General features: G+C 41.3%; 15 protein-coding genes. 10 read left to right on the forward strand and 5 right to left on the reverse strand.

What is annotated here, in order from left to right; all coding sequences use genetic code 11:
* Nucleotides 1-6 precede the first annotated feature (6 nt).
* Nucleotides 7-2,250 carry an LPS assembly protein LptD gene (lptD, locus tag NDQ71_RS15730; protein WP_192541065.1) on the reverse strand — a complete coding sequence of 748 codons (2,244 nt, stop codon included), beginning with the start codon at nt 2,248-2,250 and terminating at the stop codon, nt 7-9.
* A gap of 103 nt (nt 2,251-2,353) precedes the next feature.
* Here lptD and NDQ71_RS15735 point away from each other — a divergent pair, with 103 nt between their 5' ends.
* Genes NDQ71_RS15735 through djlA form a run of 3 tightly spaced genes read left to right on the forward strand, consistent with a single transcriptional unit; the run spans nt 2,354 to nt 4,930 of the window.
* Nucleotides 2,354-3,358 (forward strand): phosphotransferase, encoded by a 1,005-nt coding sequence (locus NDQ71_RS15735; RefSeq protein ID WP_192541066.1) that lies wholly within the window; start codon nt 2,354-2,356, stop codon nt 3,356-3,358.
* On the forward strand, nt 3,358-4,068 hold the full coding sequence (murU, locus tag NDQ71_RS15740) for an N-acetylmuramate alpha-1-phosphate uridylyltransferase MurU (RefSeq protein WP_064665546.1): 711 nt from the start codon (nt 3,358-3,360) through the stop codon (nt 4,066-4,068). The genes NDQ71_RS15735 and murU overlap by 1 nt, the downstream gene beginning before the upstream one ends.
* Nucleotides 4,058-4,930, forward strand: a complete 873-nt coding sequence (djlA, locus tag NDQ71_RS15745; RefSeq protein ID WP_064665547.1) for a co-chaperone DjlA — start codon at nt 4,058-4,060, stop codon at nt 4,928-4,930. The genes murU and djlA overlap by 11 nt, the downstream gene beginning before the upstream one ends.
* Here the strand turns inward: djlA and NDQ71_RS15750 are convergent.
* Nucleotides 4,913-5,839, reverse strand: coding sequence for a DUF3530 family protein (locus NDQ71_RS15750; RefSeq protein ID WP_192541067.1), 927 nt, complete (start codon nt 5,837-5,839; stop codon nt 4,913-4,915). The two genes, djlA and NDQ71_RS15750, sit on opposite strands and share 18 nt — an antisense overlap.
* Nucleotides 5,840-5,910: 71 nt before the next feature.
* Nucleotides 5,911-6,564 (reverse strand): bifunctional tRNA pseudouridine(32) synthase/23S rRNA pseudouridine(746) synthase RluA, encoded by a 654-nt coding sequence (rluA, locus tag NDQ71_RS15755; RefSeq protein WP_192541068.1) that lies wholly within the window; start codon nt 6,562-6,564, stop codon nt 5,911-5,913.
* A gap of 857 nt (nt 6,565-7,421) precedes the next feature.
* Here rluA and NDQ71_RS15760 point away from each other — a divergent pair.
* The 4 genes from NDQ71_RS15760 to NDQ71_RS15775 are packed head-to-tail and all read left to right on the forward strand — an operon-like array spanning nt 7,422 to nt 12,066.
* Nucleotides 7,422-8,426: a Fe(3+) ABC transporter substrate-binding protein gene (locus NDQ71_RS15760; RefSeq protein ID WP_192541069.1), complete on the forward strand. Its 1,005-nt coding sequence runs from the start codon at nt 7,422-7,424 to the stop codon at nt 8,424-8,426.
* Nucleotides 8,426-10,057, forward strand: coding sequence for an iron ABC transporter permease (locus tag NDQ71_RS15765; RefSeq protein ID WP_192541070.1), 1,632 nt, complete (start codon nt 8,426-8,428; stop codon nt 10,055-10,057). The genes NDQ71_RS15760 and NDQ71_RS15765 overlap by 1 nt, the downstream gene beginning before the upstream one ends.
* Nucleotides 10,058-10,069: 12 nt before the next feature.
* Complete coding sequence (locus NDQ71_RS15770; protein ID WP_064665552.1) at nt 10,070-11,119, forward strand: ABC transporter ATP-binding protein; 1,050 nt, start codon at nt 10,070-10,072, stop codon at nt 11,117-11,119.
* Nucleotides 11,120-11,166: 47 nt separating this feature from the next.
* Nucleotides 11,167-12,066, forward strand: coding sequence for a Dyp-type peroxidase (locus tag NDQ71_RS15775; protein WP_064665553.1), 900 nt, complete (start codon nt 11,167-11,169; stop codon nt 12,064-12,066).
* A gap of 4 nt (nt 12,067-12,070) precedes the next feature.
* On the opposite strand, the gene argR is transcribed toward NDQ71_RS15775, so the two are convergent.
* Nucleotides 12,071-12,538 carry a transcriptional regulator ArgR gene (gene argR / locus NDQ71_RS15780; protein ID WP_064665554.1) on the reverse strand — a complete coding sequence of 156 codons (468 nt, stop codon included), beginning with the start codon at nt 12,536-12,538 and terminating at the stop codon, nt 12,071-12,073.
* 225 nt (nt 12,539-12,763) lie between these two features.
* Here argR and mdh point away from each other — a divergent pair, with 225 nt between their 5' ends.
* Nucleotides 12,764-13,699 carry a malate dehydrogenase gene (mdh, locus tag NDQ71_RS15785; RefSeq protein ID WP_301561818.1) on the forward strand — a complete coding sequence of 312 codons (936 nt, stop codon included), beginning with the start codon at nt 12,764-12,766 and terminating at the stop codon, nt 13,697-13,699.
* A gap of 87 nt (nt 13,700-13,786) precedes the next feature.
* Here the strand turns inward: mdh and ispB are convergent, their stop codons facing one another.
* The gene (ispB, locus tag NDQ71_RS15790) at nt 13,787-14,758 is read right to left on the reverse strand and encodes an octaprenyl diphosphate synthase (RefSeq protein WP_301561819.1); all 972 of its coding nucleotides are present in this window, start codon (nt 14,756-14,758) and stop codon (nt 13,787-13,789) included.
* Nucleotides 14,759-15,179: 421 nt separating this feature from the next.
* Between ispB and rplU the strand changes: the two genes are divergently transcribed.
* A complete protein-coding gene (gene rplU / locus NDQ71_RS15795) occupies nt 15,180-15,491 on the forward strand; it encodes a 50S ribosomal protein L21 (RefSeq protein WP_006794538.1) in 312 nt (103 codons plus the stop codon).
* A gap of 16 nt (nt 15,492-15,507) precedes the next feature.
* Nucleotides 15,508-15,765 carry a 50S ribosomal protein L27 gene (gene rpmA, locus NDQ71_RS15800; RefSeq protein WP_064665557.1) on the forward strand — a complete coding sequence of 86 codons (258 nt, stop codon included), beginning with the start codon at nt 15,508-15,510 and terminating at the stop codon, nt 15,763-15,765.
* Nucleotides 15,766-15,786 lie beyond the last annotated feature (21 nt).

Consider the following 15,786-nt stretch of genomic DNA (forward strand, 5'->3'; position numbering starts at 1 on the left):
ATAATACTAGTTATTAAGAAAATACGGTCTACGATAGCCAAAAATACCTTGTTGTAATAATTTTTGTGCATCATAACGGCTTTTACTACCTAACCCTTTTAAGACAATATTAAATCCAATACTTGAATCAAAAGTGGCTTGTTCTTGGCCTATCGCTTGATTTAAATCAGTTTCAATTTGACGACGGGCAGTAACTTGAAAGGCCCAACAGCAAGATTCATATTGCAATCCACTGAATACCTCGATGCTACGCCCGCTTTCTAAATCGCGGTGATAGCTACTTACAAATTGCCATTGCTCACTTAGCGGGAAGCTAGTAAATAAGCCAACTTGCTCGATTGTATTGCCTGAGACATCATTTGCATAGCGATGGTTCAATTGTACCAGCTGATTATCGTCACCTTTATAATCTAAGGTCACATTCGACTGGATGATTTGCTTACCATCAGTGTCATATTGGATCCCGCCAGATAAATACCAACGACGGTGCCAATGTAACATGGTTTGCGCGGCAAACAAGGCATTATAGTTAGTATCTGAATCTAAGTTTTGTGCGGTTGGCTTGGCTGAATCGCTTAAGTAGAAGATTTGCCCGGCACTAAAGTTAAACAGTTCTTCGCTATTATCGTTAAATAATCGCGTAGTGGCGCCAAGTGTAAATTGATTTGCAGCAGCTATACGGTCGACACTTGAGAAACGGCTATCACGAAACAAACCAAAAAAGTCATCTTGTAATTTAGTGGTGTCATAGAGGCCGATATCGGATTGATCTTTGTCTGGTGTGTAAAGGTACTGTACTTGCGGCTCTAACGTTTGAATACCATTGTCGATCATGCTGGTATCACGTTCAAAATTTAGTTGGCTATATAAACGTACTTTAGGCAGGGTACGCGATACTGTTTCAGCATAGTCAGTATTCGATAAATCGCCTTCTTGATTATAATTAGTGTGCAATACACTAAACTCAGACAGAAACGACCAAGCATGCTCTTGATAGCCATAGCTGGCTTTAGGTTCGATATGTACCCGAGTTGCTTTTTCTATTATTGCCGTATCATTGGTAAAATGGCTTAATTCACCATTGAATGTTAATTCAATATCGCTAAAGCGAAACGGTGTGGTTTGCGAAAAGCTAATTTGCGGTAACGCAGCATAAGATTCGGTATGATCGCCCAAAACTTCAAAGTTTTGGACTTTAATATCCGTGCGCCATGTTTCACCTAAGTAAGACAGTGAACCAGTACGATAAAGTTGCGTATCTGTACGTGTTGCGTAATTCGAGCCTAAATCAGTGAGATAGTTATCATCACTGACATTGGTTATATCTATAGCTGCACGCCAGTTTTCATTAAAATAGCTTTGTTGTTGCCAGTGAAATAGAAAACGTTCTTCGAGTTCTGGCTCAGAGTCATCTTTATCTAAATACTCTAGTGCAACCAATCCTTCGTTACTATCGCTTAAATATCTAAATTCGCCTTGTAATTGCAGGCCTTTTTTTGACATATAGCGTGGTGTTATGGTGGCATCGTAATTGGGCGCTATATTCCAATAGTAAGGTGTGATGCTTTCAATACCATAACGGTCGGAACTGGAAATATTAGGCGTTAATAGGCCTGACTTTCTTCGCTCATCAATTGGAAAAGTAAAATACGGTAGGTACAGCACTGGCGTATCCATAATGCGCAACACCATATCATGGGTTTCACCCCAGCCTTCTTCACGAGAAAGTAAAATTTCTTCAGCTTGAATTGCCCATAATGGCGTTTCATTTGGGCAGGTAGTAAAGCTTGCGTTCAGTAGCTCTAGGCCAGACTGGTTTACTGTGAGCTTCTCTGCACCGCCGTGGCCTTGTTGTTCGGTTAATTTATAATCGGCACCGAGCAAACTGATTTCAGAACTATTTAAATCAGCATTGAGACCAGAGCTATTTACTTCACTGATAGTATCACGGTAAGTAATAGGGCCTGTTGCATTAAGTAACCCACGCTGTTTGTCAATTAGCGCACTTTGTGCGGACAAACTCATAGTAAGGGTGTTAATATCAACATTACCGGTAAATTCTGCGCTTTGGGTACCAAGCAATTCAATATCATCTGATTGGATATCGACCATGCCTAAATCAAGGCCAGCAAGCGGTTGCCAAGCTCTGGTTTGCATTGAATTGCCACAAAAGTTGTGTGTCAGTTCAGTTTCGGCAAGCGATGGTGCGCTGATCACACTTAGCATCATTATGCCCCAGGTTTTGCTCATTTATTAACCTTAATACGCTGTCGTTGAATATAAGAGTGACATAATAAAGGAAAACAATGGCAAATACAGTAATTGACTTAGTGAAAAATAGATATCTTACGAAATGAACCGTTATAAAAGTTTACAGCAGTTTTTAAATCCGCACTTCGAAGATGAAGTATATCAGCTTGCTGCGATCACTGGAGATGCGAGTTTTCGCCGCTATTTCCGTTTAAATCGTGGCCAAGATAGCTATATCGTGATGGACTCAGATCCCACTAAGCTGGATAACACTCCTTATATAGAACTCAATAAAGTTTTTTCTGAGCATGGCTTCAAATTACCAAAAATATTACATGCCGATGAAAAGCAAGGGTTCTTCTTATTAAGTGATTTAGGCAATGTACATCTTGCTGATATGCTCAATGATAAAGAACGCATTAACCATTATAAACATTTAATAAAACTCAGCGCACAGTGGGCAAAAATGCCTGCAGTTGAACACATGAAAGATTTTGATCGTGCGTTTTTAGAATTAGAACTGAGTATTTTTTTACAGTGGCTAGTTGAAGCGTTTCTACAACTGCAAATCAGCCCTGCGGAGCGCAAATTATGGCAAACTAGCTGTGAATTACTGATTGCTAACGTGCTTGCCCAGCCAAGAGTGACAGTGCATCGCGATTTTCATAGCCGTAATATAATGCGTAGTGAGCAGCAATGGGCGATTATTGATTATCAAGACGCAGTGCAAGGCCCTGTTTGCTATGATCTGGTTTCGCTACTGCGAGATTGTTACTATAAGTTACCTCACGACGAGCTTGAATGCCTGCTTGAGCATGCATTTAGCGAATTTGAGCAACAAGGACTGATCAGTAATATTAGCTTTGCAACCTTTAAACAGTGGTTTGATTTAACCGGTATTCAGCGTCATTTAAAAGCCGCGGGTATTTTTTGCCGGTTGAATTTACGTGATGGTAAATCCGGTTATATGGACAACGTACTGCCAACTCTAAATTATATTAGTGATGTTGCCCAAGATCACCCGTCCTTAGTGGAGTTGGGTCAGTGGATCAACAACACCATTATCCCAGCCACGATAGTGGCACTTGATAAAGCATCAGATAAATAATGAAAGCGATGATTTTAGCCGCGGGTCGCGGTCAGCGCATGATGCCATTAACCGCAGAATTGCCTAAACCGATGTTAAAGGTGCAAGGTAAACCATTAATTGAACATCATATTGAACGCTTAAAAAGAGCTGGGATCACTGATTTTGTTATCAACCTTGCGTGGCAAGGCGATAAAATTCGTGATTACTTTGGCGATGGTTGTCAATTTGGTGTGCATATTGAATATAGCCAAGAACCCGAGCAGGGGCTGGAAACCGCAGGCGGTATTATCCAAGCTCTGCCTTTACTCGGCGAGCAATTTATTGTTATTAATGGCGATATATTTACCGACTATGATGTGAGCTCATTGCTACATATTCACTTAGATGATGGGGAAGGGCACATAGTGTTAGTTGAAAATCCGCCTCATAACCCAGATGGTGACTTTACGTTGCGCCATTTAGATGGCAATAGCCCGAAATATACATTCTCAGGTATTAGTCGTTTTCATCAGCAATTTTTTGCCGGAATTGCTCCAGGTTCTCATCGCTTAGGGGCACTGTTAAGAGAAAAGTTGGCTGAGCAGCTTGTTTCAACTGAGCTGTATATTGGTCGCTGGGATGATATTGGTACGCCTGAACGACTCGCGCAATTGAATAATTCGTTAGCAGCGCAACAAAATGAGTCTTTCAGTCATTCACAGATTAAAGGAGCACCTTATGTGGGGTAAAATTTTAGGTGCCTGTTTTGGCTTTATGTTTGGGCGCATTATAGGTTTATTTATAGGCTTATATTTGGGCCATATGTTTGACAAAAGTTTAAAACAAAATTTTGATAAAGCCGGTGGTTTTTCAAGTTTATTTAAAGGTGACGATGATATTCATCAGCGCCAAGCATTATTTTTCACCAGTTGTTTTGGGGTAATGGGGCACATTGCTAAATCAAATGGACGGGTAAGTGAAGTCCATATTCGTGCGGCCAGTTTGTTTATGGATGAAATGGGCCTCAAAGGCGATGATCGTAAAGAAGCACAAGATGCTTTTAAAGCGGGAAAAGACAGCGACTTTTCGCTCAAAGAAACTGTCTTTGATTTTAAAGAACGTTTTGCTCGTCGCCATGATTTATTGCAGTTATTTCTAGAAATTCAGATCCAAATGGCGTTTTCTGACGGAGTGCTTGCTGCACAAGAAAAGGAATTGCTGCAAGAAGTCAGCAAATTATTGGGGATATCTAAAACTCATTTTGCGTTTGTACTTAAGCGTTACCAAGCAGAATTTTCATTTCGTCAGCAACAGCAACGCTATCAACAACAGCAGCAACGCCAACAAGGGCAAAGTAGTAGTTACCGAGAGGGCTCAGGGCATCATGTGCCGCCAAATAGTGGCATGAATCGTACTCAAGCTTTGGCACTGTTGGGGTTAAATAATGAAGCAACTGAGCGCGAAATAAAAGTAGCGTATCGTAAGTTAATGGCTCAGCATCATCCAGATAAGCTGGTTTCACAAGGGTTACCTAAGCACATGATGGAATTAGCGGTAAAGAAAAGCCAAGACATTCAAGCTGCTTACGAGTTTTTAAAAAAGGCGGCGTAAAAAACCGTCTACTTCTTTGGTGAGGCGTTCATGTTGCTGCGGCTCTGAGCGCAAACCAAATAACTCACGTTGGCGGTAATCATATTTACTGTGACGTTTTACCCAGCGTTTTCTATCTTCCACACTGAGTAATAAACCCGGGTTATCAACACTATAGTAAACATCCAATAATGGTGGACTAATTGTCGATACAATGGCGTTAAGTTGTTGATTACGTTTGCTGTTTGGTAAATAACTACTAATGCTGATAAATGCATCTATATTGGTATTTGGATATTCACCATAGTGCTCAAGTAACACTGCGGCACTCGCGCCTTGGGCAATGACCACTATTTTACCATCTTCATTCAATGCACTTTGATACAAGGCATTAAAGCGTGCAATTAAGCTCTGTTTGTAATTATCGATTATCGCATTGCTTATTTGAGCAATCGCATCAACATGTACAGGGGCTTTGAGGGGAGCTTCAGAAGCGGCCGATTCGCTGTTGTCTGCTTGGTTATTCTCAGCTGGCTCACTTTGGGAGTTTTCCGGATCAGCAGGCACAGCTTGCCAGTCAATATCAGGTACCGTCATCGCCAATGTGGCATAGCCTAAATCATTAAGCTGGGTACGTAAAAAGTTAATGCCGTCATTATTGGTAGGTAAATGCTGCCAGTCAGGAATGATCAATACCACACCTCGCTGCTGGGCACTCATATGTTCACGATACAAACTCAAAAATTCAGTGTCACCCGCAAGCAGCGGCTTTAGTTCATCTTGCGGCATTAAACGTGATAAATCACTACTGACAACAGTCGACCAGGGCGTTGGTGCTATAAAGTCGGCAGCTTGAATAGGCATCGTCAGTGCAATACCTATAGCCAAGCTCATTAATTGCGGTATTTTAAATTGTTTACCAGTAAACATATCAGCCACCAAGATGAATCAATAAGTCGTTATCGGCTTAAATGGCTAAAAGTTTAGGCTGATTTTAGAGTTTAAAAGTCAGGCTCAGCCGTAAATGTCATGACTTGACCTGTTACCGGGTGCGCTAGTTGCAACATTTGAGCATGTAATTGTAGCCGTTGTGCAGCAGCTAATGCATCGTCATGAGCATAGAGCCTATCGGCTAGAATTGGGTGCCCTAGTGATAGCATATGTACACGTAACTGATGAGAGCGTCCGGTGATTGGGGTGAGTTCGACCCGTGTTGCTTGCGCTTCATATTCAATAACGCTGTAGTGGGTTAAAGATGGCTTACCATTTTCATGATCAACCATTTGTTTTGGCCGATTAGGCCAATCGCAGATCAGCGGTAAATCGATGGAACCAGTTAAAGGTTCAAGTTTTCCATAAACCCGCGCTATATAACGTTTAGCCGTTTGACGCTCTTGAAACTGCATACTTAAATTACGATGCGCGGCTTTATTCATCGCTAAACAAATGATGCCAGAGGTTGCCATATCTAAGCGGTGTACTATTTTAGCGGTAGGAAATACGCGATTAACGCGCGCAATCAAGCAGTCTGCGTGCTTAGGATCTTTTCCTGGTACGGTTAGCAGTTCACTGGGCTTATTCACAATCAGCAAATCATCATCTTGAAATATAATGCTTAAATACGGATCTAATGGGGGATTGTAGTTGATTAACACGGCCGACCTCAGTGATTTATAAGCGCGCTATTTTAGAGAAATCGTCGCTTATATACAATGAGTTGTTTTTCAGACAAAAGAAAAGCGCGAACTATCTCTAGTCGCGCTTGCGGAATCTTCTAATTTTGCATCCTGCAATTGAACTTAATCAACTCCTAAACTTTACAAATCCATGTGATCACGCTGTTACTTGTTCGTTCTGCGTGATGAAGGCGCTCCGAGCCTATCTCCTGTGTGCATCCTTGTCATCCCTATTGGTAACCGTCTATTACCGATCCTTTACGCATCATCCTGATGCTATCCTTTAATTAACAGTTCCATTGCGTTACCCTTTAGGGCCTGTCCATTTGTCCACTTCTATAACATCCTGTCTAACAACCCTCTTGCGAGCCATGTTGTTCGTCCTTTTCGCATCATCTTGACGCTGTCCATTTACTTACTATCCTTAGTGCTACTCATCCTGAGCCTGTCCGTGAGTCCATTTTTTCCTAACGTAACCTAAAATTCGAGGTTTATGAGTAATCAATCCTTGTCCGTTTACTCATTTAAGCGTCACTGCTTAACCGATGAAATAAGTATAGAGGGAATTTACAAACAAAATAGGCTGAAAATAGTAACGAAAATAAAGTCATTTTTTTGTAATTTAATGAAAGCTCTATTATTTCATGTGGTTAGTGTATTTTAAGAATGTTTTTGTAGTGCGTTATACTCAATAGCTGTCATAACCGTGAGATATATCGCACAACTGATTTCCATAATGGGCGTGGTCATCTTTGATTACCATTTAATGAGTGCGTAGATCTGAGGGACACGTTATCATTGCATGATAATAGTTATTATTAATATGGAAGCGATTTATGAAAAAGACATTAGCAATTTTAGTTGGCTTAGTGGTTACTGCCCCAGTATTGGCAGAGGAGGCCGTTAATATTTATTCTTTTCGTCAACCGTTTTTGATTCAGCCAATATTAGATGACTTCACAGCGCAAACAGGCATTAAAACTAATGTGGTATTTGCTAAAAAAGGTTTGATTGAGCGACTCAAGCGTGAAGGAAAACATAGTCAAGCTGATTTAGTGCTCACGTCAAATTTTAGTGATTTAATTCAATTAGAGGATCTCGCGTTAACCCAGACAATTAACAGTGAGGCTGTGAATGCCAATGTGCCTGTTAGCTTTCGAGATGCTGATGGTCAGTGGATTGCGTTAACTAAACGGGTACGAAATGTTTATTCATCAAAAGAGCGCGTGGGTGCATTACCGCATTTAAGCTATGAAGAACTGGCCTTGCCTAAATACAAAGGTAAAATTTGTACTCGCTCAGGTAAGCACCCTTATAACTTAGGGCTAGTGGCATCAATGATTGCCCATCATGGTGAAGCTCAAACCAAAAGCTGGCTTGAAGGGGTGAAAGCAAATTTAGTGCGTAAACCACAAGGCAATGACCGTGCACAAGTAAAAGCAGTAAAAGAAGGCCTATGTGATTTGGCGCTGGGCAATAGTTATTACTTTGGCAAAATGATTGAAGATCCAGAGCAAAAACCATGGGCTGATGCTGTGCACATTAACTTTCCTAATCAAGATAACAGAGGTTCACATATTAATGTCTCTGGTGTAGTTATGACCAAGTACGCTAAAAACCCAGAAAATGCCTTGAAACTTATCGAATATATGACCGACAATAAGGCACAAAACATGTACGCTTCGGTCAATATGGAATATCCGGTAAAACCGGGCGTTGAATTATCAAGCTTAGTAGCATCGTGGGGCAGCTTCAAGGAAGACAGTTTACCACTTGATGAAATTAGCAAATATCGTCCTTTAGCACTTAAGCTAATTGATGAGGTGAAGTTCGATCTTTAATGCGTTTTAAATTCTCGCTGTCACGATGGCAGTTTTTTGCGTGGGTTATTGGCATAGTGCTAATAACCCCGTTATGTTTTTTGCTGTTTGAATCTCTGCAAGGTGATTCCGAGGTGTTTAGTCATCTCTGGGATACAGTGCTGTGGGATTATACTCGCAATACACTATTACTTATTTTAGGAGTTGGCGCTGTCAGCTGTCTAATCGCTTTGCCATTGGGTTGGTTAACAGCTTATTGTGATTTCCCTGGCCGCAGACAGTTTGAATGGGCGTTAATGCTGCCCTTAGCAATGCCCACGTATATTATCGCCTATGTGTATACTGACTTGTTTGATTATGCTGGACCGGTGCAAATAACACTGCGAAACTGGTTTGATTGGCAATCCCCCTCCGATTACTGGTTCTTTGATATCCGTACCTTACCGGGTGCAATTATGATGATTGCTTTAGTGCTGTATCCATATCTGTATTTGATTTTTAAAACGGCACTACGCGAGCAATCATTTAAGTTAGTACAGGCGAGTCAGTTAATGGGCTTATCGCCAAGGCAAAGTTTTTATAAGGTCAGTTTACCGCTGGCGCGAGGTGCTATTGTGGCGGGCCTTGCGCTGATCAGTATGGAGGCAATGGCCGATTTTGCCACGGTAAATTACTTTGCAGTCAGCACGTTAACAACGGCGGTATACGATACGTGGTTAGGCTATTACTCATTAACAGCAGCCGCAAAAATATCAGCAATTATGCTGCTTATTTTATTCTTAGCACTGGCGATGGAGCGCTACAGTCGTCGCAACCAAGCGGTATTTGAACGCCAATCTGGCGTTAATAGTGAAACGCTTTATAACTTAACAGGTAAAAGTGCTTGGCTCGCAACGGGGTTTTGTTGTGCTGTGCTGTTTTTTGCCTTTGCATTACCGGTTGCAGTGTTGATTGGTTATGCAGTTTCTTACGCTGAGCAAGCATGGAATAGCGCCTTTTTCCTTTATGCGTGGCAAAGTTTTAAGATCGCGATGATTGTTAGTGCAATCACAATCGTACTGAGTTTATTTGTGGTGTTTTATCAACGTATCGCTAAGCAAGCCTATCCGCTTATTCCAGGGCGTTTAGCCAGCACCGGTTACGCGCTGCCCGGTACCGTATTGGCCATAGCAGTGTTGTTACCTTTAAGCTTATTCGATGATAAATTAAACATTTGGTTAGAGCCGATGGGCTTTTCACCGGGCTTATTATTGAGCGGTACTTTATTTGCTATTATTTTTGCTTATGTAGTGCGTTTTTATGCCATTGCCCACGGCGCCGTTGAGGCAAGCTTTATGCGTATAAGCCCCTCTTTGGATATGGCAAGTCAATCAATGGGTAAAAGCCAAGGGCAAACATTACGTAAGGTGCATATTCCGTTATTACGGCGCGGCATTCTAACCGCCGCACTGTTGGTTTTCATTGAGTGCATGAAAGAGTTACCAGCCGCTTTGTTACTAAGACCGTTTAATTTTGAAACGCTAGCCACCCATGTTTTTCAGTATGTTAGTGATGAGCAATTAGAGCTAGCCTCAATTTCAGCGTTAGCAATCGTGGTGGTGGGGCTTGTGCCTTTGTATTTTGTTAATCGCTCAATGGAGCAACGTAGCTAAATGAGAAGTTAAATGAGCAGTTTAGTGTTAGAAAATTTATCGTATCAGTATAACGGCACTGCAGTCATTGAGGGCTTGGATTTAACCGTCGCAAAAGATGAAATTGTCTGCTTACTTGGTGCCAGTGGGTGTGGCAAAACGACGACCTTAAAAGCGATTGCAGGGCTCATTACAGCACAGCAGGGTAAAGTCTTTATTGATGCTAAGTTGATCAGCGATGAACAGCGGTTTTTAGCACCTGAACATCGTAATATTGGTATGATGTTTCAAGACTATGCGCTATTCCCACATTTAACGGTGGCTGACAATATTGCCTTTGGCTTAACAAAAATGAGCAAAGCACAAAAACAACAACGTGTTAATGAAATGCTTGAGCTGGTGCATTTAGTTGGTTGTGCTGAACGTTTTCCTCATCAACTATCCGGTGGTCAGCAGCAACGTGTTGCCATTGCCAGAGCGCTTGCTTATAACCCGAGTTTACTGTTATTAGATGAACCGTTTTCAAATATTGATACCCAAGTGCGCTTTGAGCTTATTGCTGATATTCGGCGCATTATCAAAAATCAGCAAGTATCCGCAGTGTTTGTCACCCATTCCAAAGAAGAGGCGTTTGCATTTGCAGATACATTGGCAATTATGGATTGCGGTAAAATTGTTCAACAAGGCACGCCGGAGCAGCTTTTTAACACGCCAAACTCAAAGGTAGTTGCAGAATTTCTTGGTCAGGGCATATACTTAGACGCAGAAGCATTAACAGCAACTGAATATACTACTGCTTTTGGGCGAGTTGAATCATTGCTTGCACAAAGCCATGCAAAGCATGTTGGGCAACTCTATGTTCGCCCACATCATCTTGAACTAATGCCTTTGCAACCACAAAGCAGTCCTGCAAACACGGTGACTATATTAAACCGCCGATTTGTTGGCTCACACTTTGTGTATAAGGTTATCATTGCTGGGCAAGAAATTGATGTTGCTGCTCAGTTGGGTCAATCATTTTTAGTAAATGACGATGTAACTATAAGAATAACACCGCACACGGTTAACTTTTTCGCTGAATAACTACATTCACGTTCTACCGTGTAGGACTTTTGAGTTAAGGAAATACCATGGCGCAAGCGCAGTCAGGGATTTGTGCTGAAGCAAACTTGCACGGTTTACATTTATTTTTTAATGTACTTGATGGCCACGATGAGTCATTACGCAAAAAATTAAAATATGTGAGTGCTATTCAAGATGAGTTTTCAGATCAGTTCTCTGAATCTATGCTCTCTAGTGTGGTGGCTGTAGGGGCGCAGTATTGGCCGCATATTTTGCCTGAGTTTCTGCCGAGTCAATTACAGAGTTTTCCTAATATTACCCATAGCGATCATGTTATGGGTGCACAGCCGTTTGATTTGTTTGTGCAAATTCGCTCCGACCGAGAAGATGTCAATCATCTGTTTGCATTACAAATACTGAAATTATTCTCCCCTGATGTTGAACTCGTTGAACAGGTAAGAAACTTTCGTTTTCTTGATGGCCGTGATTTTAATGGTTTTATCCTCGGTGGTGACACACCACATGGCCGCCAAAAACGCCTCACTGCGTTAATTAATAAACCGGATCACTTTGAAGACCAAGGCAGTTATGTGCATATCCAACGTTATAAACATGACTTGAGTGTATGGCAAAATCTACCATTGAGTGAACAAGAACAAATAATGGGCCGTACGCGCTTAGATAATAACTTAATTTTCCCCGCAGTGGAAAATAGCCATGCAGTACGCACTGAGCTTAAAGATGAGCAAGGTCAACCACTGCAGTTGAATCAAAACATGCCTTATGGCGATGTGTATGAGCAGGGAATATTGGCGATCAGTTATGCGGCGCAGGGTAATGCGTTTGAGCAAATGTTATTGAGTCGATTGGGGCAGGGCGATTGCTATGACCACTGGCTCGATTTTACGCAAGCTGATATGGGTTCAGCATTTTTCGCCCCATCAATTAGCTTTTTAAAGCAGCTATAACTGTTTAAACCGTATCAAATAAAACGCGCACCCGCTCGAGTGTTACATCAATCTCGGAAATTTTTGCTGGGGCGATAAAAATCGTATCGTCACCGGCGATAGTGCCAAGTACACCATCTGCTTTACCTAATGAGTCTAACAATCGAGCGATCAGCTGTGCAGCACCTGGGCTGGTACGAATGATGATCATCATTTCGTTATGCATAATATCAATCACTAACTGGCGTAACGGGCTTTTTGCCGTTGGAACACCCATTTCCGCAGGCAAACAATAAACCATTTCTTGTTTGGCATTACGTGTGCGAACTGCGCCGAACTTGCTTAACATGCGGGAGACTTTACTTTGGCTGATATTATCAAAGCCCTGTTCTTTTAAAGCATCGACTATTTCGCCTTGAGAACCAAAATTTTCTTCTTTTAAAAGTGCTTTAAAGGCTTTAACTAACGCTTCTTGTTTATCTTGTGGTTGCATGTTGTTGTTCTGCTCTGTTATTTGATGACCTAAATTCTACACAAAAATGCATATTTATGCAGTAGTTGTTTAGCTTTGCTTACTCTTTGGCCTTTGTAAATAAAAAAAATTTACAACTATGGTCGAAATTATATGCAAAATAAGCAGGATAAATTTGTCTTTAGGCGCTAATTTCTTTATCTTAGTGCCACAAATATTTTCTACCTTAAATTACGGAGAATTCCAATGAAAGTTGCTGTATTAGGTGCTGCTGGCGGTATCGGTCAAGCGTTGTCTTTATTATTAAAAACAGGCTTACCAGCTGGTTCTGAATTATCACTTTATGATGTTGCTCCAGTTGTTCCTGGTGTTGCTGTTGATCTTTCTCACATCCCAACTGACGTTAAAGTTGCAGGTTTTGGTGCTGATGCACTAGATCAAGCATTAACGGGTTGTGATATCGTGCTTATCCCTGCTGGCATGCCACGTAAGCCAGGTATGGACCGCGCTGATTTATTCAACGTAAATGCTGGTATCATTAAAACATTAGCTGAAGGTATTGTTGCTAACTGCCCTAAAGCATTAGTAGGTATCATCACTAACCCAGTAAATGGCACTGTGCCAATTGTTGCTGAAGTATTCAAAAAAGCGGGTACTTACGATGCGAAACGTGTTTTCGGTATCACTACTTTAGATGTGATCCGTTCTGAAGCGTTTATCGCTGAGCTTAAAGGTGTTGATGTTGCAACTGTGAAAGTACCAGTAATTGGTGGTCACTCAGGTACAACAATTCTACCGCTTCTTTCTCAAGTTGAAGGTGTTACTTTCACAGATGAAGAAGTTGCTGCATTGACTCCTCGTATCCAAAATGCCGGTACTGAAGTAGTTAACGCTAAAGCGGGCGGGGGTTCTGCTACATTATCAATGGGCGCTGCTGCTGCTCGTTTTTGTATGTCGCTAGTTAAAGGCTTACAAGGTGAAGACGTAGTCGATTACGCATACGTTGCTGTTGAAAATGGCGATGCTGCATACTTTGCTCACCCAGTACGTTTAGGTAAAAATGGCGTAGAAGAAATTCTTTCATACGGCGAGCTAAGCGCATTTGAACAGCAAGCTAAAAATGATATGCTTGATACGCTTAAAAAAGATATCCAAGAAGGTGTTGATTTCATCAACGCATAATCTTGATTTACCTCGGCAGTTCGTTGAGGTAAAGATTAAAAAAGCCTGCATTTGCAGGCTTTTTTGTGCTCGAAGGGTTGTTGTTCGCTAATAATTACGATCAACAGCAATACGTGCCAAGCTGATCAAGGCTTCTTTATATGGCGATTCATCTAATACCGCTAAACAGGCAATCGCCTTGTCAGCTTCTTCGTTGGCTTTATCCATTGTGAATTCAAGCGCTTTAGTTTCGTTTAGGGCTGTTAAAATTGCCTCTAAATGATCCATACCGTTATTGTGTTCAATGGCATCGCGAATTAATTGTACTTGCTCTGCACTCCCGTGACGCATCGCATAAAGTAGTGGTAGGGTTGGCTTACCTTCAGCTAAATCGTCACCAATATTTTTACCTAACTGCTCTGCATCTGCATTGTAATCAAGTACATCATCGACTAACTGAAAAGCGGTGCCTAAGTGCATACCATATAAGTTAAGTGCTTTTAAAGTTGCTTCGTCTTGCTCGGTAATGATTGCAGCAAGACCGGTTGCAGCTTCAAAGAGCTTTGCTGTTTTCGAGTAAATAACCTGCATATAACTGTCTTCAGTGGTATCAGGATCATTACAATTCATTAGTTGTAACACTTCACCTTCGGCAATTACATTGGTGGCATCGGCAAGTATTTGCATCACTTGCATTTTACCGAGGCCCACCATCAGCTGAAATGAGCGAGTGTAAATAAAGTCACCAACCAGTACGCTTGCAGCGTTACCAAACTCAGCATTTGCTGTAGGTGTACCGCGGCGTAAATTTGATTCATCGACGACATCATCATGCAATAATGTGGCAGTGTGAATAAATTCAACAATAGTTGCTAAAGTGACATGATCTTTGCCTTCATAGCCAAGCGCCTTAGCCGCTAAAATAGCCAACATAGGGCGAACACGCTTGCCGCCGCTGTTAACTATATATAAGCCGAGCTGATTGACAAGTGCTACATCAGAGCGCATTTGTGCGTAAATTAGTTGATTGACGTCATTCATATCGTTTTCGATTAACGCCTGGATAGCTTTTATATCCATTGATCTCCGAGCCAATTTTAATGGGTATACGGGGCTGATTGTACAACAAAAAACAGCTTTGCTCGACAGTTTGTGACGATTCGCTGAAAAAACACGGTTAAGCTGCTTAATTTAACCTTAATTTGCCAAGATAACTTTTTAATTTAAGAAATTAACGTCAATTCAACATGATTGTTTTTTATTCTCAGAGTGCGTTTATCTGTGGTGTAATTTATTTGTCATCAAACGCTAAAAAGGCTTGGCATAATGCCAATTTAATATAAAATAGAGGAAAATATTGAATCGCTCTCAATGCAGCTATTTTTTATTCATTTAATTAATAAAACAGGCTTGCTAGTTTTTGCACATTAGCGTAAACTTCGCGCCCTATTGAATAATATTTTAGTTGCGTCGATTTGAGGGCGCACAGACGGAGTTAATTATGTACGCGGTTTTCCAAAGTGGTGGTAAACAGCACCGTGTGACTGAAGGTCAAACAATTCGTCTTGAGAAATTAGACGTTGAGACTGGTGCAGCAGTTGAATTTGATTCAGTACTTTTAGTTGCTGATGGTGAGAAAATCGAGATCGGTGTACCGTTCGTAAACGGTGGTAAGATAACAGCTGAGGTTGTTTCACATGGTCGCGGTGAGAAAATTAAGGTTGTTAAATTTAGACGCCGTAAGCATTCTCGTAAGCAAATGGGCCATCGTCAATGGTTCACAGAAGTTAAAATCACTGGCATTAGCGCTTAATTAGAGGTACTTAGAAATGGCACATAAAAAAGCAGCTGGTAGTACTCGTAACGGTCGCGATTCAGAAAGCAAACGCCTTGGTGTTAAGCGTTTTGGTGGCGAATCAGTTCTAGCGGGTAGCATCATTGTTCGTCAACGTGGAACTAAATTCCATGCTGGCACAAACGTAGGTATCGGTAAAGACCACACTATCTTCGCAAAAGCAGATGGTAAAGTTCAGTTTGAACAAAAAGGTCCTTTAAACCGTAAATACGTAAGCATCGTATCTGAGTAATCAGAATCGGTTCTTAAAAAA

The sequence above is a fragment of the Pseudoalteromonas sp. KG3 genome, assembly GCF_030436385.1.
Lineage (GTDB): Bacteria > Pseudomonadota > Gammaproteobacteria > Enterobacterales > Alteromonadaceae > Pseudoalteromonas > Pseudoalteromonas prydzensis.

Coding starts and splice junctions, on each gene's coding strand:
- NDQ71_RS15750 (WP_192541067.1), bottom strand. CDS start 5,839: ATGTTTACTGGTAAACAATTTAAAATACCGCAATTAATGAGCTTGGCT.
- rplU (WP_006794538.1), top strand. CDS start 15,180: ATGTACGCGGTTTTCCAAAGTGGTGGTAAACAGCACCGTGTGACTGAA.
- rpmA (WP_064665557.1), top strand. CDS start 15,508: ATGGCACATAAAAAAGCAGCTGGTAGTACTCGTAACGGTCGCGATTCA.
- NDQ71_RS15775 (WP_064665553.1), top strand. CDS start 11,167: ATGGCGCAAGCGCAGTCAGGGATTTGTGCTGAAGCAAACTTGCACGGT.
- lptD (WP_192541065.1), bottom strand. CDS start 2,250: ATGAGCAAAACCTGGGGCATAATGATGCTAAGTGTGATCAGCGCACCA.
- mdh (WP_301561818.1), top strand. CDS start 12,764: ATGAAAGTTGCTGTATTAGGTGCTGCTGGCGGTATCGGTCAAGCGTTG.
- murU (WP_064665546.1), top strand. CDS start 3,358: ATGAAAGCGATGATTTTAGCCGCGGGTCGCGGTCAGCGCATGATGCCA.
- ispB (WP_301561819.1), bottom strand. CDS start 14,758: ATGGATATAAAAGCTATCCAGGCGTTAATCGAAAACGATATGAATGAC.
- NDQ71_RS15760 (WP_192541069.1), top strand. CDS start 7,422: ATGAAAAAGACATTAGCAATTTTAGTTGGCTTAGTGGTTACTGCCCCA.
- NDQ71_RS15735 (WP_192541066.1), top strand. CDS start 2,354: ATGAACCGTTATAAAAGTTTACAGCAGTTTTTAAATCCGCACTTCGAA.
- NDQ71_RS15765 (WP_192541070.1), top strand. CDS start 8,426: ATGCGTTTTAAATTCTCGCTGTCACGATGGCAGTTTTTTGCGTGGGTT.
- djlA (WP_064665547.1), top strand. CDS start 4,058: ATGTGGGGTAAAATTTTAGGTGCCTGTTTTGGCTTTATGTTTGGGCGC.
- argR (WP_064665554.1), bottom strand. CDS start 12,538: ATGCAACCACAAGATAAACAAGAAGCGTTAGTTAAAGCCTTTAAAGCA.
- NDQ71_RS15770 (WP_064665552.1), top strand. CDS start 10,070: ATGAGCAGTTTAGTGTTAGAAAATTTATCGTATCAGTATAACGGCACT.